The sequence below is a fragment of the Pseudomonas sp. SR18 genome, assembly GCF_023701505.1.
GTDB lineage: Bacteria > Pseudomonadota > Gammaproteobacteria > Pseudomonadales > Pseudomonadaceae > Aquipseudomonas > Aquipseudomonas cyclaminis.
This window is the reverse complement of the sequence record NZ_JAMQAU010000016.1, coordinates 116,256-136,399: the sequence shown is the minus strand read 5'-3', so window position 1 is coordinate 136,399 and position 20,144 is coordinate 116,256. Positions and strand designations below refer to the sequence as shown.

The window sequence follows — 20,144 nt, the reverse complement described above, 5'->3', positions numbered from 1 at the left end:
CTCCTCCCACATTTTGATCTGTGAATGCCATCAAATGTGGGAGGGGGCTTGCTCCCGATAGCGGCCTGACAGACACCACAAGAGGTGACTATGAACAACTGGATCAGCGCCCTCGCCGACCTGCAAAACCAGGGCGAACCCTGCGTACTGGTGACCATCATCGAAGAGCTCGGCTCCACGCCGCGCAATGCCGGTTCGAAGATGGTGATCAGCGCCGCGCAGACCTTCGACACCATTGGTGGCGGGCATCTGGAATACAAAGCGATGCAAATCGCCCGGGACATGCTCGTGCGCGGCCAGCAGAGCACCCATCTGGAGCGCTTCAGCCTCGGCGCCAGCCTGGGCCAGTGCTGCGGCGGCGTGACCGTGCTGCTGTTCGAACCCATGGGCCAGGTGCAGGCACAGATTGCGGTATTTGGCGCCGGCCACGTCGGCCGCGCACTGGTGCCACTGCTGGCGAGCCTGCCGTGCCGCGTGCGCTGGATCGATTCCCGTGATCAGGAGTTCCCGGAACATATCCCCCAGGGCGTGCGTAAAATCGTCAGCGAAGAACCGGTCGACGAAATTGCCGACTTGCCCGTGGGCAGTTACTGCATCGTCATGACCCACAATCACGCGCTGGACCTGGAACTCACCGCCGCTCTGCTCAAGCGCAACGACTTCACCTACTTCGGCCTGATCGGCTCCAAGACCAAACGCGTCAAGTTCGAACACCGCCTGCGTGACCGTGGCTTCGATGCCGCGCAGTTGCAACGCATGCGCTGCCCTATGGGCCTCACCGAGGTGAAGGGCAAATTACCGGTGGAAATCGCCATCTCCATCGCCGGCGAAATCATCGCCACCTATAACGCCAATTTCGGCCAGCACACTGCGAGCGCCGAACCGATTGCCAAACTGCTGCCGGTGTCACGCCGCAGCCAAGCCACAAATTGAGATCACCATGCCTTTGACTCGCAAAGCCTACCGCGCCGCCATCCTGCACAGCATCGCCGACCCCGCCATCGTTGGGATCGAAGCGTCCTACGAGTATTTTGAAGACGGCCTGCTGGTAATCGACAACGGCCAGATAAGCGCCGTCGGCCATGCTAGCGACCTACTGCCGACCTTGGCGGCCGATATTGAAGTCACCCATTACCAGGACGCGCTGATCACTCCCGGCCTGATCGACACCCATATCCACCTGCCGCAAACCGGCATGGTCGGCGCCTATGGCGAGCAACTGCTGGACTGGCTCAACACCTACACCTTTCCGTGTGAAAGCCAGTTCGCCGACAAGGCCCACGCCGATGAAGTCGCGGATATTTTCATCAAGGAACTGCTGCGCAACGGCACCACCACCGCGTTGGTGTTCGGCAGCGTGCATCCGCAGTCGGTGAACTCGTTCTTCGAGGCGGCCGAGAAACTCGACCTGCGCATGATTGCCGGCAAAGTGATGATGGACCGCAACGCGCCGGACTACCTCACCGACACCGCCGAAACCAGCTACCAGGAAAGCAAGGCGCTGATCGAGCGCTGGCACGGCAAGGGTCGCCTGCACTATGCCGTCACGCCGCGCTTTGCGCCGACCAGTACGCCGGAACAACTGGCGTTGGCCGGGCAACTGCTGGGCGAGTACCCGGACCTGTACATGCAGACGCACATCAGTGAGAACAAGCAGGAGGTCGAGTGGGTTAACGAGCTGTTCCCGGAACGCAACGGCTATCTGGATGTGTACGACCACTACAAATTACTGGGCGAGCGCTCGGTGTTTGCCCATGGCGTGCACCTGTGTGATGACGAGTGCGCACGATTGGCGCAGACCGGCTCGGCGGTAGCGTTCTGCCCGACGTCGAACCTCTTCCTCGGCAGCGGGCTGTTCAACCTGCCGATGGCTGAGAAGCACAAACTGAATGTGGGCTTGGGTACGGACGTGGGCGGCGGCACCAGTTTCTCGCTGCTGCAAACCTTGAACGAAGCGTACAAGGTCATGCAGTTGCAGGGCGCGCGGTTGAGCCCGTTCAAGTCGCTGTACCTGGCGACGCTGGGTGGTGCGCGGGCGCTGCGCCTGGAGGACAAGATCGGTACGTTGCAGCCGGGTACGGATGCGGACTTTTTGGTGCTGGACTACAACGCCACGCCGCTGCTCAGCTATCGCTTGAAACAGGCGAACGACATCGCCGAGAGGTTGTTTGTGCTGATGACGCTGGGGGATGATCGGACGGTGTTGCAGACGTATGCGGCTGGGCAGCTCGTACACCAACGCTGATCTCAGCCACAACACAAAACCAATGTGGGAGGGGGCTTGCCCCCGATTGCAGTGGGTCAGCTACACATAGGCTGACTGATCCACCGCTATCGGGGGCAAGCCCCCTCCCACATTTGATTGGGTTTACAACTTTATAGAGGAGCGCCCCGGCTTCTTGGTCTGTAGCAGGTGAGAAAACACCGCATGCAAATCATCCGACGCGCTTTCCTCATCGAGGTTGAGCTTGCTGTCGATGTGATCCATGTGGTGCATCATCAAATTCACCGCCAGTGTCGCGTCACGCGCTTCAATCGCGTCGATCAACTGGGTGTGCTCATCGTAGGAGCAGTGCGAGCGATTGCCGCTTTCGTACTGGGCGATGATCAATGAAGTCTGGGACACCAGGCTGCGCTGGAAGCTGATCAGCGGCGCGTTCTTCGCCGCTTCAGCCAGCTTGAGGTGGAATTCGCCGGAAAGGCGGATACCCGCACCGCGATCACCACGGGAGAAACTGTCGCGCTCGTCGTTGACCATCTGGCGCAGCTCGGCCAGTTGTTCGGCGGTCGCATGCTGTACCGCCAACTCCGTGATCGCCCGCTCCACCAGGCGCCGGGCGAGGAATACCTGGCGTGCTTCCTCGACGCTTGGACTCGCCACCACCGCACCGCGATTGGGCCGCAGCAGCACCACGCCTTCATGGGCCAGGCGCGACAGGGCGCGACGAATGATGGTGCGGCTGACGCCGAAGATTTCGCCCAGTGCCTCTTCGCTCAATTTGGTGCCGGGCGCCAGGCGTTGTTCGAGGATGGCCTCGAAGATATGCGCGTAGACAATATCGTCCTGGGTTCCGCTGCGACCGGCCTTGCCGGCTCGCGGTTGTTTCTTGAGAGGTTGCAACTGTTCGTTCATGGGCACTCGGGTTTGGAGAACGGCGGCGAATTAACGGTAATACGGCAAGCGACGGTCGCTGGCAAGTATCACCTAAAAACAGGGCACATTGTACACAACCGAATGCGCCAACACACTGTACGGCTGTTTGCGCCGGCGGCTGTATTGCAATGAGTCGTTACGTTTGAGTTTAGGCTTGAATCTGCGCCTTCACCGGCAAACACCCAGGTAAAAGGAACACCTCTCCATGACCGACGCCACCCAAGCGCCTTTGCGCCCACTGGCCGACACTTCTCCCTCGGCCATTGTCGCAGGCTTTATCGCGATGATGACCGGCTACACCAGCTCATTGGTGCTGATGTTCCAGGCCGGCCAGGCTGCCGGCTTGACCACCGCACAGATTTCCTCGTGGATCTGGGCAATCTCCATCGGCATGGCGGTATGCAGCATCGGCCTGTCCCTGCGCTACCGCACCCCGATCACCATTGCCTGGTCCACACCGGGCGCGGCGTTATTGATCACCAGCCTGGGCGGCGTGAGTTATGGCGAGGCCATCGGTGCCTACATCACCTGCGCGGTGCTGGTGACCCTCTGCGGGTTGACCGGCAGCTTTGAAAAGCTGGTCAAGCGCATTCCGGCTTCACTGGCGGCAGCCTTGCTGGCGGGGATCCTGTTCAAGATCGGCAGCGAGATTTTCGTCGCGGCGCAGCATCGCACCGGCCTGGTGCTGGGGATGTTCTTCACCTACCTGATCATCAAACGCCTTTCGCCACGGTATGCGGTGCTGGCCGCGCTGGTGATCGGCACCGCGCTCTCGGGGCTGATGGGCTTGCTGGATTTCAGCGGCTTCCACCTGGAAGTGGCGACGCCGGTCTGGACCACGCCGCACTTCTCGTTGGCGGCGACGATCAGCATCGGCATTCCGCTGTTCGTGGTAGCGATGACCTCGCAGAACATGCCCGGCGTCGCGGTACTGCGCGCCGACGGCTACAACGTGCCCGCCTCGCCACTGATCACGGCCACCGGCCTGGCCTCGCTGGTGCTGGCACCGTTCGGCTCCCACGGCATCAACCTGGCGGCGATCAGCGCCGCCATCTGCACCGGCCCCCATGCCCATGAAGACCGCAATAAACGCTACACCGCAGCGGTGTGGTGCGGGGTTTTCTACGGGATTGCAGGCGTGTTCGGCGCCACATTGGCGGCATTGTTCGCAGCACTGCCCAAGGAACTGGTGCTGTCGATTGCGGCCTTGGCATTGTTTGGCTCGATCATCAATGGCTTGAGTATCGCCATGAATGAGCCGAAGGAACGGGAAGCGGCGCTGATCACCTTTATGGTCACCGCGTCAGGCTTGACGTTGTTTTCCATCGGGTCGGCGTTCTGGGGAATTGTGGCGGGGGTGTTGACGCTGCTGATTCTGAACTGGCGCAAGGCATAAAAAAAAGGCGACCCTCAGGTCGCCGTTTTTTTCAGTATCACTTAGCCGCGTTGATCGGCTTTTCCGGATACCACACGTCCAGCAACGGGCTGACTTCAGCCTTGGTCAGCTCGGAACGGGTTTTCAGCCAGGCTTCGACGGCAGCGCGCTGCTCTTCGGAGACCGAGCCACGCTTCTGCAGGCAAACCAGACCGAAGTCATCGCCGCCGACATAGCCCAGACCGTTGGCTTCCATGGCTTCTTTGATGAATGCTTCGAGGAAAGCGTCGATAGCTTCTTCACTCAGGCCTTCGTTGAAGTCCAGGTTCAGTTCGAAACCCAGCTCTTGAATTTGACTACTTAGCGATGCATGTCATTATCGCTGTAATGGCCAAATCAAAGGCCTTCCAGACCAGTTTACCAGCGATGTAAAAAATGACAATTGTCAAAAACCTCTCCGCAATCACCTCCCACCCCTTCAAGGCTATCCATGAAGACGTGAGGAATCTCGTCGAGCAGGCAGCCGAGACGCTGCGCAAGGCGCTGAACCTCAAGAGCTACCTCATCAACCGACCGCTTAAGATGCTCGAAGTCTACTGCGACCTCACAGGCCAGCGGATCACGATGGAGACGCTCAAGACACCAGAGATCCAGTGCATCCTTGAAGGTTTCACGGTGGCGATGGCGGGCAGAAGCCTGACTGATATTGCTGAAAAGGAACGGTTGAAATTCTGCCGCCTTCTATACCAATGCCTCATCACGGCCCGGGACACCCAGCCTGACCTTCACCCCTTGGAGTGGGACTTCACGCAGTTCGAGGCTGATGCTGCTATTTGCGCTTCGATCCTAGAGGCGGCCAACGATTTCCAAGTTTGGTACTGGAAGGGATGGAGCATTCACCGTCCTGACTACAGCTCGGCTCATATTCGCCTGGCTCAGTTGGTAACTACTTACGGACAAGACTTCGTTCAGGATATCTTCACTGAGTTGGAGAAGCATTACCGGAATCGTCCTGACCTATTCCGAATCGAATGGAACCACATGTTCGATTACATGGGGGAAAACGCTCATCACTGGCCTGCTAGCACATTCAAAACAGAAGCTGGCATTAAGCAATTTATGCAAGCTTTTGGAAGGGCACATTTCGAATACTGCGAGGCTGCTGACCTCGATGCGGAAACGCACATAAAAAATTACAACCGCTTCCTGAATAACCTTGAAGCCAACCTGTGCAAAACTGATGTCTGGGCGAAATTGTCATCTCCGATTAAGCGCCCGCCTCCGGCCACCAAACACCCCTCGCAAACTAAAATCAATGAAACAGAAGACGGTCTGCTGGTACAAGACAAGCTGCTCACGAGCATTCCATTACATGTAACTGATGTTGAAGCAGTCGAGATCCTGTTTTTCCACATCAAACATGACGTATCAATTGTACGCCGATGGGCAACCGCGCAAGCTGAAGATTTGAAATCTCGATACAATCGCAGAGTTTCATTAGCCAAGGAAGGAACCAAAATCCTTGAGCACGGCAAGAAGACCTACAGAAACTATTCTCTGGCAGACATTTGTGCCACGCTTGAGTCAATGGACAACAGTGTGCCTCTGAGCTTTCTTTGCAAAGTCTACACATACATTACCGGCGAAGAATGCAGTGCTGCGCAGTTAGCCCACACATTCGGTTTCCCAGTCGCCGGCAGCCTTTTTCCATTCCAATGTTTACTTGTGCTTGAACACCCAAAAATCACGACTGAGTTCCTGAGGAGTTTCGAACTCTACGACGAGCATGATGCCCTGACTGGCTTCAATGAAGCGGCCAGGCAACTGACCGGCTACAAATCACGAAAACAGCCAGATACGCGCGAGCAAGTGATCGATCTCAATGACATCTCCTTCAGCGTTGTCAAAGACCTCATTGATATCACCAGCATTGGCCGACGCAAACTGCGGTCTGAGCGAAACGACACCTATCGTTATCTGTTCCTGACATCAGGCCAGTCGTGCACATCCTTCCGACTGGCCAAAACAACAGCATGGAAAAAATCTTCGTTCGAAAATGACAGTGGGTTGCGCGACCGACTGCTTGAACAGTTCAGACCCCATTGCGATCTGACAGACGCCGAGCTTCTCGGATTCTTTCAGCGCATTCGCTTAACGACGGTGCGCGCATCCAGGGCAGTCGAGATTTTCATTCAAAGTAAAAGCTCTGAAGAGATGTCCAAAGCACTTGGGCATGAGAACTACTATGCCGACTTGCTGAGCCACTATCTCCCGGACGCTCTTTTGGCGTTCATCAAGGCCCGTTGGATCAGGATATTTCAGAAAGCAATGGTGTGTGAGGCTATGAAAGATAGCCCTTACCTCTTCAGGGTGACCCAATTCAACACTATGGACGAGCTAGATAGCTTTCTGGAAAAGCACCGTATTCAGGAAATCCCGCCTGAGGCGTCGGATCCGGAGCGCAAGGCACAGCGCCAAGAAGTCGAGCGCACGGAGGCGATCCTCTCGATTGGCGTACCGTTCCTGGCATCGCTTCTGTCACTTGAAGCGGCAGTGAAAGCTTCCACCGACCGGATCAGGGTCTGCGGCAAGGCAGAATTCTGGGCATCTATTGCGGAAACGGTTCGAACAGAAATCACCAGCGGCACTAAGGGGGTGCTGAAAAACTACCTGAAGGCCGCACTCGAATTAGTGGATGCAAAGAAAATGGAGGGGCTGATCTATGTCTCAGGTCGCTAAGCGTAAGCGCGGCTATGCGTTCCTCGACACATTCGGAGAAACCAACTCGGCGCCACACACGACCGCCCCTTGGCTGTTCGCCGAGTTTGCGACGAATGTCTGGCGAGTCAAAACCTCCCAAAATGAGCCTTTCGAACTGGATTGGGGGGTTCAGCTCTGGGACGGCAGCCTGCTGACAGATGAGCATCATGACGAGCTTTTGCGCTCGCTGAAGCATCTGCTGATCATCGGCGCCAATGGAGTCAACGAGGAATTTTCGACCCTTGCGCTGGTCTCTCAGAACATGCGCGTTATGAACGCGCTGAGGGTCGTTGACTACCTATTAATCCACGCCAAGGGATTCCAACTGATCCCTTTCGGTCTTGGGGCTCTAAACGGTGACGACCTTAAAGGTATTCTCAACCAGCTGGCATCTACGCCTCGTTTCGCGGATTCAGTTTACCAATGGCACACTCGCGTTTCCGCATTCTGTGCAAAGGCGCTAAGCGAGCTTACCCAATCGGAAGAAGAAGAGATTTTTGCCAAGTATCCGACGATGAAGGAAGTCAGCGACGATGAACTGGAGGACTTGAAGCTCGACATCGCAGTTTCTGACATTCCAAGAGTTAGGGCAGCCCTGATGAAAGCTGGCGTCTATTACGGTTCGAGCCACCTTGGCTGGAGAGTCAGTACCAAATCGCTTTCAAAAATCCTCTACCCCGACACGATTCGTGGCTGGGGCACCCCAAAAACAGCACTTAATGCCCTTACATTTCACCCAGAAGACCAAAGGTACTTACGGGAGTATCCCGGTGTTAGTGTAACGACCGGGAATTCTGAAGCTCTACAACAGAGCCTGTACTACTATTTTCGCTACACCATTGTAAATAGCGCAGCGCTGAAAGCGCTCGGACTGCCCTACCCTTCGGACACTGAAGAAATTATCGACTATATTCCTAAGGTCAACGAACCCTCTCGCTTCAGAAGCGTTCCATCAGCAAACCTGATGAAGCTTTTCCGCAAAAGCATGGAATTCCATGTAGAGCATGGCAGAAAAGTTTTAGATGGATTTGTCAACGTAGCAAGCTATTGCCGTGCTCAAGGCATCCCAATGATTCATATCACAGAAGAGGATTTTCTGAGGACTATTGGGCCAGAGCTTGTAAACTTGGGGGTAAAAAAACTTGGACTTTCCAGCCACAACAGCTTCGACAATAAGGAGCACAAAGGTGACAGAGGAAATGGGCGCCAGATTACAAGGCGTCGAAAAGGTACGCCTGAGAAATACTTTACTGATTTGAGAGCAAATCACGGCTTACTCGAATTGGTGTACGTTTATCTGGGAAGCATTCAAATGACGGTCGGCATGCTTATGGCCCGACGCGTCGATGAACTGGTAACGCTCAACGTAAAGAAGTGCCTAGACGAGAGCAAGTCATGGCTTATTTTTAAACTGGCCAAATCGACGCGCAAAGCGCTGGGCTTACGCCAGCGCGAGTCTCGCCCCATCGACGCGATTGCGGTCGAGATGATCGAAGAGCTCCAGCGCTTTCAAAACCAATTGAAGGCAGCGGGTGTAATTGATGAGCTGACCGATTTGTTTGCCACTCCGTCATCACAGGGTTATGACGGCCTGCGAGATTGTACGCTACATCTCTACAACCGCCACCTTGACTTCGCCTGCGACTACTTCGAAAGTGATTTGAATGACAACGGTGAGCGTTATTACGTCCGCCAGCATCAAATGCGGCGTTTCTTCGCCATTATGTTTTTCTACACCAATAGTTACGGAGAGCTGGACACGCTACGCTGGATGCTTGGGCATCGTGATATTGAACACGTATGGCATTACTTGACTGAGTGTCTGGAGCCCAAAGATATCCGAGGGGCTGGTGCTCGGTATTTTGCTGATCGTGCTAAGCAAGATCGCCTGGAAAATTACGACAACCTCAAGAAGTTGTTGGCTGAAAAATTTGGTACGACGTCCTTCAAGCTGGTCGATGAGCAACAAATCGAAAGCTACCTAGAAGCAATGCAAGAAGAAGGCAAAGTACAGATCAAGCCGCATTTTTACAACGATGAAAACGGCAAGTCCATGAAGATTCTTTTCATCGTAACAGAAGAACAATAAGGCGCATCCCAATGAGCACACTAACTAAACGCGAGCAAATAGATCAATCCATTGAGAACATTTTCCGACTGCTTGAAGATGTTTGCCGTGCGCCTGGAACTTACGCCGAAAACGAAAAGGTGCTTCATGCACTGAAGAGTCAAGGTGGCCTCTGCGCGCTCGATGCCGAACTCAGCATTCGAAACGAACAGGTGGCCATTAAGCCGATAAGCCTGAATACACTGAAGAAAAAGCTGGCGAAAAACGGCCCTGACCGCGACTTCATCTATCTGGACAAACTACGAGCCTATGCCCAGGCAGCCATCACCGCACTGAGCGAAGATCCACCAGAACAGAAGAAGCGATCTAATAGCGCCCTGGAGCAGCAGGTTGAATCGCTGAAGGCTTCGGTATCGCAACTCTACGCAGTAAACATGGTGCTCATACAAGCACTAGAGGTTAACCGGCGAGACCTGATTACTATCGCTGACACCCCAGGCACCGGATTGCGACAAAAGCGAATTAAAGATGCGATTGATCGAGTGATTAGGATCCTAGGGATGAACCCTGCTCCTTTCGATGACATTGCCCTGTTGTCTACTGAAAAACACCTGAAGCTGGTGCCTAATGAAAAAACAAGTCGTTAAATACGCCGAGTCAGGTCAGCTTTTCACGCCCATACCGGAGCTTCGACTGTACGACTACATGACTGATGGGGAATTTCACACCATCAGCGGCAATATGATGCCATTCATGTGCTGGCCTGATGGCTCACCGTGCTTGCAGGCAAATGCCTACATGATAAAACTTCGAATGCACTCTGGCCGAGGCGGAAATGGCCCATCGAGGCAGGGCACGAAAGGTGGATCATTCGGGCAGTACGCTGGACAGATCAGTCATTTGATCAGATTTTGCTACTATAATAAGATCAATTTCATCGCTTTTTCCGACGACGACTTTTGTAATTTCATTGACGTCCTTCGCCAAGAAAGAAAGCTCGACAAACCCAAACAATTTAAGAGAAATGAGCGGACAATCACAGGCATCGGCAGGCGCTGTTTAAACTTCCTTGCTCATGTCGCCGAAATGAACGGAATACATAACTTCGTGGGAGTCAACGGTACCATTTCGATTGTTATGGTAGATTGCATCTACTACAGAAATGGTAAAGCATTGAAACGCTCAAGCGTCCATCACAGGTCGTTCAGGACACCGTCTGCGAAGAAAACTCGCAAGCCGATCGGTGAAGCCACCATCGCGAAATTGAGGGATGCAATTGACGCGACCTCGTCGTCCGATTTCTTGAGCACCCGCCGACATTTGATGATCTCGCTGTTTGAAGAAATGGGAACTCGCCGAGCCGAAACCCAGCCTTTGATGGTGGCCGACATCATTGCTGCCAGCAAAGTGAAAAAGCCAACGCTCACGGTCAATACACTTAAGCGCGGCGGCTTGGGGATTACACGTGATCTGGAGCTGAGCCCGCCACTGATCGACGAGCTCATAGACTACATTCGCGGCCCCAGACGGGCCATTATGAAGAAGTTTAAGGACTCCCCGGATCACGGATACTTGTTTGTGACAGAGCGAGGGGGCCGCCCCTTAGGTATCGACAGCATTACGACGGAGTTCTGGAAAATTAGGCGCGCAGCAGGAGTAGATGAGCAGGCTTGTGCTCACCTGTTCCGACACTTGTTCTGCACCAATATAGTTGCCGAGCTAATTTCAGCAACTCAGGCGCTGAGTCCAGATTCGTTCAGGCAGACGTTGATGACCAACAAAATGCTGGCGGAGCGGGCGATGACAAAGAGCGGGCACGCCACCTTGGAGAGCTTGTTGGACTACGTCGATTTTGCGTTCAAACAGAAATCGAAGTACCAGCAGATCATTCAAAACGCCGAAGCTGCCCGAACCTATGAGAACTATGAAAAACGCAGGAAGCGCCTGCGTGATGACTTCAAAAAAGGCAAGCTCACTAAAGAGCAATATATTGAGCGTGATGAGCGCCTGGATGCTGCGATGGATCGCGATCTTCAAGCGGCTTAGCATTCACCTTTGGAATCAAATGAAGGTATTCCGAACGTGAGTGCTCGCATGATTGCATGGTTCCGGGATGTGAAACGAGCCAGAGCGCAGGAAGCGAGTAATTCGCTCTGCGGGCATCTGGCGCGAAGCAGTCGTTCAATCTATCAGAGCCACAACCTAAAGCGCTCCGAGCACGCCCACACAGGGCCTGTCGGATAAAATGCCTTCAGCGCTCGCCCTGCATGAGTTTCTGGATGACCTCCTCCATGATGCCATCCACCTCAGCTTCAGAGACCCATTGAGCGTTAGAGCCAATCTCATACCTCAGGTCAGCCAGGCGCGGTTTGGCTTCACTCGCGATGAAGTAATCCATGCTGCACCGAGCAATCTCTCTTGGCATGTCATAAGTGGGCGGGCCCTGATAAGTGCCAGTGGTACCTATGAGGAACAAACTGGGTGTCAGGGGAAGAACTACGTGCACCAGCTCATCCTCTTTGTCGAGAAACGGGCTGAATGCCCTCTTCCCCTTTACATGAAAGAGCACAATCGAGTCGCCTAGTGGTAGATCACCAGGTGTGTAGGTCTCTACGCTGTAGCTCAATGCCCTGAAGCGATCAGCTCGCTTTTCGGGAGAAACCGATTCGGACATCACTCGGATGTGACTCTGCTTCACCGCACGCGCGATCACGTCTTTATTGCTTGGCCCAAGGGCCGCAATCTGAGCCGCTGCCATTTGAATAAATGGCTCGAAGAACTCTCCCGTTAGCAAATCCCCACGTTGAGCCAGTAACTGCTTGACCTGATCAGCATTTGCCACCTCTCCGATGGCTTGAACGAAAGCTGGAGACTCCAAGTTGAGGTGGGGCATGAGCAATTGAGAGAGCGCCTTCGGATCAGCCATGCGCTGGAGGATGTAACCGATGCACGCATCACCAGCCGACTCGATGTTCTTTCGAACATGTCGGCTGCGAATTTCAAAGTGAGCTAGTAGATCTGGTATCCCGCTGATGTCTTGCTCATCCAGCTGACATCGTCGAAGCCGATCGATCAAAGGGGCATACACCTTCTCTTCGGCAATGGTGATTTTGTCATCGAGGTCTGGCTCGGTCTCAACCGCATAGAAATGCCCTTCCATCCCAATCGCCTTGAGATTGGTCGGCCTGGCCTCTCGACGCCTGTCGTACATCCAGCTCCTAACGTCCTTAGCATTGCTAGGGATTCTGAATCCCTTCTGCAAAAAGCGCGGTATGAAATGCTGATAGACACCTGCCATAACTACTCCTTGGGATCCGCTCAAGTAAAGCAAGCCAGGGGCTTACCTAAAGGTCGATGCTGCCATGTAGGACTTATCATAAGTGCCCAAACCGTCCCGTCCGCACCACATCGACAACTGTTTGAATGAGCTCTGACGCCTACCAGGCGAAAAGAGTACAAATGATCTCCACCCACAAATGGGCACACCTGGGCGCTCTGGGAGCAAATATCACGAAGCTACGACCAGAGTTTGATCCTCGCACCCACGGCTACAAAAAGCTGAGCGATCTCATCAAGGGCTATCCGCACGCCTTCGAAATTCAGGCACGCGGTACGACGAGTGGCAGTGTTGCCATGTACGCGCGGCACAAACAGCAGAACAAATATTGAGCCCAGCCCACCCTACACCAGACCGCCCTGAAAAACCTTCACAGTCCCAAGTCTCCTGCGAATAGAACATCGCGAAGAACGAGCGCGCCCTTCCGCTCAAGGACGATCCTGCGAAGCAGGTACTCATAGAGATACGAGCGAAGGCGGGAGCGCAGTTCAACGCATGAATCCGATTGACCAAAATTGTTCCGGGGCCAACGCAAGCTCAGCTCTCTTTTCAACGACAGTAGCGCGCCCCTGCCCGCTGTGCTCTCGTAGACTCTGGTGAGGTCGTCGAAGCCGGCTGCGCGCTTATAGTCAGCCAGCGCCTCTCTCAAGACTGTGCCCAGCGAATCACCGTATAGCTCCCACGCATGCGTCCAGACCTGCTTTTCTGCATCACTATCCAACGGTAACCTCTATGCCAACCGCATCGTGACCATCAGCGGGAAGGGGCATGATCACCCCCACATACCCCAAGAACGAACACGCCCATGCTCATCCAACTAGATTTGAACCAAAATGATCTGGAGGCCCTCTTGCGCCACTGCCAGACTCACAAACCGAGCACCGGTGACGCGCGTGAAGACCAACGCTTGGCGGACGCGCTAGAAGCCTTGGAAGAGGCGCTGGAAGTGGCTAACACTGCTCGATAGTCTCCGACCGCCTATACGAGCATCAATGTATCGGCTAGCCGAGGAAAGGCTACCCCCTGCAGCCGATGGCTTTGCCGATCGACTCCACAGGTGTTGTCTGACACGGGTACGCTTGAAGGCGCAGTTGTCCCTCTCAAAATTTTGGAGACCGTGCAGTAGGTTTGAAGCCAAAGCGAAAAGCAGCGGCCTGAAGGCCGAAGAGACGATCTTCCTTAGAAGCCCAGCCTTGCCTTCCGGCAATACCATCCAGGCTAAAATCCTTCGAAGATCAAGAGCGGCAAGCAAGAGCAATCACAAGGCTATGTCCGGACATTAGTGGTGAAGCTTACACCGTAGCTTTTCATTTGCTCTCAAATATAAGAACTCCGTCTCGCTTAAAAATTTTCAAGAGGGGGGGGTATCGAAGTTGTCGCAAATTGATAATTAATGTCGCAAATAGGTAAGTTTGTCTGGCGATGTCCGTGGAATGCCGCCTTGTAGGCGATTACAAGGTCAGTAGCTCCCCCACAATTTGGGGTTAATCAGCGACGCACCAAAGACCTGACGGGCACCAGGTGAAGCAGGGATTGCTGCATCATATCGTTACGCGATTGGCGAATAAATCCGACATTACGGAACAGTCTGAGGGAGGAATGCAGCTACCACCTAGGTACGTTCAATTAACGGCGCGGAAGGGAGCGCATGTGCGTGCACACGATCTCCCATTGCCCCAGCCGGAAACGGTTGTACTGGCGAACCAGTACAACTTTTCCATGATCGGTCATGGCGTATTCTCCATCTGATCTCAGCGGGCCGCTGATAGCCTTTACACGCCACGTGCAAAGCGAGCAGATGAGTGCCAGGCAGGAAGGAGAGTCCTTTGGTGGTAGCTGCAGGCGTAATGCTATCAGTGGAGGGCCGGCCTGAGAAGACTCGCATTTACTTTGGTGGCCTTCCCACCTTTCCCCATACCGGCGTCTAAAAACCATCTCCTCCAGGCAACCTCATGCCATCATCTTGTCGAAATGAGCTTCGAAATTCGTTTCGACGAACACGTCCTTGAAACGATCGATGAAGGTGGCAGGATCGATCTCTCCAAAGTCTGTGATGTTGACCGCATCAGTATGGGACTCGCGGTTGATGTAACGAAAAAAGGCCGTGAATTCCGGCTTGTCCTCGCTCAGCTTCATCAGCGCCTGGCGCAGCGTGGGTGCCTGGTGCACGAAGCTGAAGTAGTACTCCAAAATGTTACGCATCATGTTCGGCATTACGCTGGGGGACGTCCTGCCTTGCAAGGCGTCCTTGATCGTCTGCCAGCACGCCTGGTAGTCATTCTGGATTTCCCGCTCCTCCATCGCCACTACCGAGCTGTATTCAGACTTGGTAATACGGAACAGCGCAAACGCCTTCTCCCCATCCTCCTTCAACAGCTTCACCATTTCATGGAAGAAGAAGAGGTTGTGCGTGAGTATAATCACCTGCTTGAAGCGCTCCTTCGGCATCAACACCTGGCGCCTGATCAAGGAAGCTATGTCGTACACGTAGTTATGGGAAAGGCTCGAAATCGGATCGTCGATGACGATGATCCGGTCACTCTTGAGCCTCCCACCTCCAGCACCCATTTCGCCATTGCAGACTTCAAGGAAGTAGAGGAATGAGATCAGTGTTTTCTCGCCCTCACTCAGGGTCTTGAACACCCCCTCAGTCTGACCTGGACGCTCTAGCCGGTATTGGGGTACTGCCCCCTCCTCCCTGATCAGCGTAAAACCCTTCAGTCCGAGCATCCGCAACCAGTATTTGATGTTCTCGACCGCTTGGTCGATGTTTGTGATGGACGCTCTGGACGTGCTGACGATGCCCTGCTGCTCTTGAATACGATTTCTGAGGGCCTGCACTTCATCCTTGGCCGCTTGGCGTACGCGGCCTTGGGCCTTTTCAACTTTGTCGAATGTCACGAAAAAGGCGTTGCACGCACCTCTGTACCATTTCCAGAAGCGTTGCTTAATGCTCTCTTCATGCTGCTTACGGTTTTTTATCTTCCCGTTGATCTCGTCGATCTTCTGCTGCTCAGCCTCGATCACAGAATTCAATTGAGCTGTTAAAGGAACGGTGGACTCCAACGTCGTTACTAGCGAAGGACTGGCGATTTTCCCGGCCAAGGCTTGGAGGTTATTTTGGAGCACAGCTTGCAGCTTGGAGACATGCAGCTTGATTGCTTGGTGCTGATACTCCGGAGCCTCGCACCGACGTAGAAACTGCTCGACTCCGCTCCGGTACCGGCCTTCGAGTTGTCGCAGCACATCCAGGCGTTCCTCGTAGGTCTTGTCGAAGACTTTACGAACCTCAGCGTAAAAATCCGGTGGCAGGTTTTGCTGGCAAAGCGGGCATTTGTCGTGTGCTTCTGTCTCGTAACGCAGGGCATGCTTGACCCAGTCCGAGTTTCCCAGCTGCTGAATAAACGCAGAAAGATAGGAGTCACCTGACCCGGTGATGACCTCTTGCAGAATCGGATCCCCCTCCAGGCTTTGCGCTTGAAACGCGAGCTGCGGGATACCTGGCAGTTCCTGATCGCTGAACTCCTTTAGCGCAGCCGCCTCAGCCAACAGCACTTGGGCAGTTTCGGAAGAGGCCGCCAGCGGTACACTGCGTACGTGCTCTAGCAATCGCTCCTTTGTGTTGAGCAACTTGAAGCAATAGGCCAGTGCAGTACCATCAAACTCGCGCTTGGGCTTCCACACATTCTCCAACAGTACCTCGTACGCAGCGTCATGAACCTTCTTGCTGTTAACTCCCTTCTCCATTTCAGCGTCATGGGCGATCGTAAGCTCAGCGATGGATGCCTCTGCCGTCGCCAGTGCCTCTTTGGCCTCAATGTTTCCCTCATTGAGCGTGAATACCCCTGGCTGAGAAGCCGCTTCCTGGAAGTTCTTCTCCATGAAATGATGGTTGTAGACCAGCACCTCGCGACCGACCTTGATCGGCTCCACCCCGCAGACGCTATAACAGGCCTCGCTTGGGGCTTGGAGATAGTTGCCAATGGTGGTTTTGCCTGTACCGTTCTGGCCATAGAACAGGCTCACGCGCTTGAGCGGAGCAATGGACACGGCAGCGTCAGGCGAATAGCTGGAAACATTGCGGAGAAGGATTTTTTCGAGCATGGCACAGTCCCTGGCAGAGGCAGATCCAGCCCAAAGATAGGCAGAAACCGTGCGATTTCATAGGGCCAGCACGCGCTAAAAAAAACTATTCGTGTCGCTAGTGTGAATCGGGGAAGTGTCAGGGGCAGCAGGCTCATGCCGATCTGGCTCAGCGTCCATTCGCAGGACTGATCAGGGTGGTTCAGTTGGAGAGCTGGGCCGGCTGCGTGGATGATCAACAGAGGGCGTTCTGGGCTGAGCTCTGGTTTGCTCTGATCATTCAGTGGTTACTGCTCAATCGGCGCGATTGTGGTCGGTGACCAGGTTGGCGAATTGCAAAAGGTCGCTGATATGCCCCTGGCCTGACCGATCCAAGTGATGCCCCACGATTCCCACAGCTCTAGGGCCATCCCTGTCGCATTTTCTGGAATCGCCAATCATCACCACTCGGGCTTTCTCTCGGGCTCTTTGAATCTCCGCATGGCGGGCGTCCACCCCCATCTCTCGGCAAATGTGCAGGTAGATTCTGGGGTCAGGCTTCATGACCCCAAGCTCGTAACTGAAAGCGTGACATTGCACGTGCGGGAAGGCTTTCCTGATAACAGGGCCGTAGGGCTGGGCTAGGTTCGAACAGATGCCAATGAGCAGCCCCGCTTCCTGCAGTCGGTCAATCACCTCAAGGGCATCAGGGTATGGCTCGATTGATGCCAGTTCCTCGCCCAACGCATCGTTCATCTCCGCTCGCTTCGAAGAAGAAAGCTCGATCCCCAGATGATCAGCTACCTGGTCAAAACTGAGGTTCGCTGTCATCACGAAATGGGTGCTGTCGGATGTTAGCGCCAAACCCTGTCGGCGGCCTTCTTTAAGCAAAGCGCCGTAAGGGTTGGTGCGTTGACCGATGCGAACAACGGTACCGTATGCATCGAAAACGACTGCTGAAATCATGTGCCCTTCTTCCTGTCCAGCCTTATTCAAAAGCCATTGTTCAGATCAAGTAGTAGTAAGACGGAACTGAGCCCGAGCCTGTTCCGCCACCCGTTTTCCTCAAGACTTAGCCCGCCAGAATTGGACTGTAAACCATTTTTTTGACCTGTGAACTAAGTAGGTTTACACATCAAAAAACCGGTTTACACAATCCAGAGCTAGGAATCGACAGCCCACTGGCTGTCATACGAGCCCGACTCCGCGCGAAAGCGATTGCCTCATCCAAGAGCACACAGGCCCCGGCCACCCCCTCCTCTGGTCGATGATCCGGATCATTTCAGGGGCAGGGATGAGTGCTAGCCTCATCGGCTTCGAGCCAACTCACGACGACGTAATGATCACGCCCACAAAGGCTCTGGAGCAACACGAAGCCCTGCTGCTCATCGACAGTCTTAGCCGGCGGGGTGGCGACTGTCTCTCCGTCCTGAATGAGGCCCGAGCGATCCGAGAAAACCTTGGCCGAGTAGCGTGCCCCTACCCTCGCGACATCGATCAAGTAGGCATCGATGATCACACCCCACTTGATACGCTTCGCAGCTAAGACTTTCAGAGGTATGGGGGGCTCATCGTTCACCGAGCACCTGGCAACTTTCGACACTTCAAATCTCCAAAATTTTGCACGGGTTAAACCCGGTTTCTTCTAATGGGTATCCACGTGGGTTCGAGATCAGCCGGCACCGCCCGAAAGACCGATCGATCGCATGATGGGTATGCCCAAAAATCCAGACATCAGCCTGATCAACGAGCGTGTGCCAACGATTGAAATAGGCAGCACTCAAGTGCCCTGAGTACTCTGACCCGGAAGCCTCAGGAATTGGGCAGTGATGGGTCACGACGACGGTTTGGCCGCCGAAGGGGGTTGCGAGCTGCTCGCGGAGAAATTCGTATGAAGCACGATTCATTTCGATGAGATCCGCAGGCCGGATACGCCGATACTCACTGCCCGTACGGATCATTCGAAAATCGTTCATTCCTCGCACACACGCACTGGAGGCTGCCATCACATCCCCAGTACCACTGAAATCTGTCCAACACGTCGCGACCAGAAGCCGAACGTTGTTCGACGTCCAGACTTGATTATCCAGGAGGTGAACATGCGAGGCCGCTGCTGCCTCCATTTTCTCGCGAGTGCGGGTGAGATGGCCTTTGTAAAACTCGTGGTTGCCGCTGCAATAAATCACATCACAGCTGAACGTCTCATTGGCCCACTTCACACCTCGGTTCAGCAGGTCGATATCCCCTGCCAAAATCACAAGATCTACGTCAACACTCGGCGGGGTGAAGCGGTCGAACTCGTTGTGCAAATCCGAGTAGATCAAAATCTTCATTCAGGAACCTTTGCCTAAGCCGGGACTGCATGCCTGGCCGACCACAGGGGCTGCAGAGACGCCTGTGCATGGCCTTCCAATTGACGGTTTATCGCTATATTGAAGCCCGGTGGAAGCTGTCCATGTGAAATACCTTGGCTGGCCTGGGTAGAGCGACTACAAAAGACCTGCAACTCACCCAATCAGCGACTGCTCAGAAGCTAAGTATCTATATGCTGATGGTGCATGAACTATTGACGCGGGAGGCCGATCAGAAGGCCGTGCACTGAGTGGGTACGTTCGTAGCCTTCAACTGCTGACATACACTCACTACATCAGATGCCTAGCGCGACCACCCCTCACCCACACTAATTCCTAACTGAGAAAAGTCCTCCAGCAGCTGCTTTCGACTCAGGATGGCTGGGATCTTGAAAATCTGCTTGTAAGCTTGGTACAGGCCGAAGGGAATCAGCAGGAGGCCGACACCGAAGGTCGCAGTCGCAATGACGATGCCCGCTGGGATCGACGCAACGCCAATCAGAACGCCGGCCCAAAAACCGGATCGTGACAATTGACGAACTTCGTCTAGGTCATATTCGACCGTGCCGTTTTTGGTTTCAAACGCGACCAGCACAACGGCGGACTTATGAATATTTTTTACATACCACGTCCTTGGCACATCAGATGCAAACGCACCTTTGCCTTCAAGGTACTTAGGAATGATTAGGTTTTTGTAGTAAAAAATCTTGCCTGAGTCATCCAACAAGCGAACCTGCTTGTAGAGGCGCGCGCAGTCTTGAGATGAGTGAAATTCATAATTCTTTACGGTAACTGTTACTTTCCTCAGCTCTGACATCCTAGGCTTCCTTAATACCTACCCTGCACATAAAGCAATCTGAGTCTTAATTTGCCACCGCAGGAAACACGCGAGCGGAGCGCTGACTTTGAGCACCTGGCATCCATCGCAGCCCAGTAGCCCGGTGACCCTGTAGCTAGAACGCCGTGCGACTGGAGCGTCATGTGCTAGCCGCAAAAACCCCAAAAACCCACCTCAATCAATATATAGATTTGTTTGG

The 20,144-nt window shown here is 54.2% G+C and carries 14 protein-coding genes and 1 pseudogene; 8 read left to right on the top strand and 7 right to left on the bottom strand.

What is annotated here, in order from left to right; genetic code table 11:
• Positions 1-90: 90 nt before the first annotated feature.
• Together xdhC and guaD are read left to right on the top strand one after the other, a co-directional pair.
• Positions 91-933: a xanthine dehydrogenase accessory protein XdhC gene (xdhC, locus tag NDJ82_RS21870; protein ID WP_099582688.1), complete on the top strand. Its 843-nt coding sequence runs from the start codon at positions 91-93 to the stop codon at positions 931-933.
• Positions 934-940: 7 nt separating this feature from the next.
• Positions 941-2,245, top strand: a complete 1,305-nt coding sequence (guaD, locus tag NDJ82_RS21865; RefSeq protein ID WP_191959122.1) for a guanine deaminase — start codon at positions 941-943, stop codon at positions 2,243-2,245.
• Between the two features lie 123 nt (positions 2,246-2,368).
• Here guaD and NDJ82_RS21860 read toward each other — a convergent pair whose 3' ends face one another.
• The gene (locus NDJ82_RS21860; RefSeq protein WP_016973197.1) at positions 2,369-3,133 is read right to left on the bottom strand and encodes a GntR family transcriptional regulator; all 765 of its coding nucleotides are present in this window, start codon (positions 3,131-3,133) and stop codon (positions 2,369-2,371) included.
• A gap of 226 nt (positions 3,134-3,359) precedes the next feature.
• Here NDJ82_RS21860 and NDJ82_RS21855 point away from each other — a divergent pair, with 226 nt between their 5' ends.
• Positions 3,360-4,550, top strand: a complete 1,191-nt coding sequence (locus NDJ82_RS21855; protein ID WP_099582690.1) for a benzoate/H(+) symporter BenE family transporter — start codon at positions 3,360-3,362, stop codon at positions 4,548-4,550.
• Between the two features lie 37 nt (positions 4,551-4,587).
• Here NDJ82_RS21855 and NDJ82_RS21850 read toward each other — a convergent pair whose 3' ends face one another.
• Positions 4,588-4,881, bottom strand: coding sequence for a 50S ribosome-binding protein YggL (locus NDJ82_RS21850; RefSeq protein ID WP_250926281.1), 294 nt, complete (start codon positions 4,879-4,881; stop codon positions 4,588-4,590).
• 83 nt (positions 4,882-4,964) lie between these two features.
• Here NDJ82_RS21850 and NDJ82_RS21845 point away from each other — a divergent pair, with 83 nt between their 5' ends.
• The 4 genes from NDJ82_RS21845 to NDJ82_RS21830 are packed head-to-tail and all read left to right on the top strand — an operon-like array spanning position 4,965 to position 11,403.
• A complete protein-coding gene (locus NDJ82_RS21845) occupies positions 4,965-7,268 on the top strand; it encodes a hypothetical protein (RefSeq protein WP_203302890.1) in 2,304 nt (767 codons plus the stop codon).
• Positions 7,252-9,378, top strand: coding sequence for an integrase (locus NDJ82_RS21840; RefSeq protein ID WP_250926270.1), 2,127 nt, complete (start codon positions 7,252-7,254; stop codon positions 9,376-9,378). Before NDJ82_RS21845 ends, NDJ82_RS21840 begins: the two co-directional genes overlap by 17 nt.
• Before the next feature lie 11 nt (positions 9,379-9,389).
• Positions 9,390-10,004 carry a hypothetical protein gene (locus NDJ82_RS21835; RefSeq protein ID WP_203302888.1) on the top strand — a complete coding sequence of 205 codons (615 nt, stop codon included), beginning with the start codon at positions 9,390-9,392 and terminating at the stop codon, positions 10,002-10,004.
• Positions 9,985-11,403 (top strand): site-specific integrase, encoded by a 1,419-nt coding sequence (locus NDJ82_RS21830; protein WP_250926269.1) that lies wholly within the window; start codon positions 9,985-9,987, stop codon positions 11,401-11,403. Before NDJ82_RS21835 ends, NDJ82_RS21830 begins: the two co-directional genes overlap by 20 nt.
• Positions 11,404-11,608: 205 nt before the next feature.
• On the opposite strand, the gene NDJ82_RS21825 is transcribed toward NDJ82_RS21830, so the two are convergent.
• Positions 11,609-12,655: a DUF4238 domain-containing protein gene (locus NDJ82_RS21825; RefSeq protein WP_250926268.1), complete on the bottom strand. Its 1,047-nt coding sequence runs from the start codon at positions 12,653-12,655 to the stop codon at positions 11,609-11,611.
• 179 nt (positions 12,656-12,834) lie between these two features.
• Here NDJ82_RS21825 and NDJ82_RS21820 point away from each other — a divergent pair.
• Positions 12,835-13,026, top strand: a pseudogene (locus NDJ82_RS21820) (OST-HTH/LOTUS domain-containing protein); the annotation flags it as partial.
• Positions 13,027-14,644: 1,618 nt separating this feature from the next.
• Here NDJ82_RS21820 and NDJ82_RS21815 read toward each other — a convergent pair.
• The 4 genes from NDJ82_RS21815 to NDJ82_RS21800 all read right to left on the bottom strand — a co-directional run bounded on the left by NDJ82_RS21815 (position 14,645) and on the right by NDJ82_RS21800 (position 19,924).
• A complete protein-coding gene (locus NDJ82_RS21815) occupies positions 14,645-16,798 on the bottom strand; it encodes an AAA family ATPase (RefSeq protein WP_203302884.1) in 2,154 nt (717 codons plus the stop codon).
• Positions 16,799-17,071: 273 nt separating this feature from the next.
• The gene (locus NDJ82_RS21810; protein WP_250926267.1) at positions 17,072-17,722 is read right to left on the bottom strand and encodes an HAD family hydrolase; all 651 of its coding nucleotides are present in this window, start codon (positions 17,720-17,722) and stop codon (positions 17,072-17,074) included.
• A gap of 638 nt (positions 17,723-18,360) precedes the next feature.
• Positions 18,361-19,089, bottom strand: a complete 729-nt coding sequence (locus tag NDJ82_RS21805; RefSeq protein ID WP_203302881.1) for a metallophosphoesterase — start codon at positions 19,087-19,089, stop codon at positions 18,361-18,363.
• Positions 19,090-19,411: 322 nt separating this feature from the next.
• Positions 19,412-19,924 carry a hypothetical protein gene (locus NDJ82_RS21800; RefSeq protein WP_203302880.1) on the bottom strand — a complete coding sequence of 171 codons (513 nt, stop codon included), beginning with the start codon at positions 19,922-19,924 and terminating at the stop codon, positions 19,412-19,414.
• Positions 19,925-20,144: the final 220 nt, after the last annotated feature.

Coding starts and splice junctions, on each gene's coding strand:
- NDJ82_RS21815 (WP_203302884.1), bottom strand. CDS start 16,798: ATGCTCGAAAAAATCCTTCTCCGCAATGTTTCCAGCTATTCGCCTGAC.
- NDJ82_RS21860 (WP_016973197.1), bottom strand. CDS start 3,133: ATGAACGAACAGTTGCAACCTCTCAAGAAACAACCGCGAGCCGGCAAG.
- xdhC (WP_099582688.1), top strand. CDS start 91: ATGAACAACTGGATCAGCGCCCTCGCCGACCTGCAAAACCAGGGCGAA.
- NDJ82_RS21805 (WP_203302881.1), bottom strand. CDS start 19,089: ATGAAGATTTTGATCTACTCGGATTTGCACAACGAGTTCGACCGCTTC.
- NDJ82_RS21840 (WP_250926270.1), top strand. CDS start 7,252: ATGTCTCAGGTCGCTAAGCGTAAGCGCGGCTATGCGTTCCTCGACACA.
- NDJ82_RS21810 (WP_250926267.1), bottom strand. CDS start 17,722: ATGATTTCAGCAGTCGTTTTCGATGCATACGGTACCGTTGTTCGCATC.
- NDJ82_RS21845 (WP_203302890.1), top strand. CDS start 4,965: ATGACAATTGTCAAAAACCTCTCCGCAATCACCTCCCACCCCTTCAAG.
- NDJ82_RS21800 (WP_203302880.1), bottom strand. CDS start 19,924: ATGTCAGAGCTGAGGAAAGTAACAGTTACCGTAAAGAATTATGAATTT.
- NDJ82_RS21855 (WP_099582690.1), top strand. CDS start 3,360: ATGACCGACGCCACCCAAGCGCCTTTGCGCCCACTGGCCGACACTTCT.
- NDJ82_RS21835 (WP_203302888.1), top strand. CDS start 9,390: ATGAGCACACTAACTAAACGCGAGCAAATAGATCAATCCATTGAGAAC.
- NDJ82_RS21830 (WP_250926269.1), top strand. CDS start 9,985: ATGAAAAAACAAGTCGTTAAATACGCCGAGTCAGGTCAGCTTTTCACG.
- guaD (WP_191959122.1), top strand. CDS start 941: ATGCCTTTGACTCGCAAAGCCTACCGCGCCGCCATCCTGCACAGCATC.
- NDJ82_RS21825 (WP_250926268.1), bottom strand. CDS start 12,655: ATGGCAGGTGTCTATCAGCATTTCATACCGCGCTTTTTGCAGAAGGGA.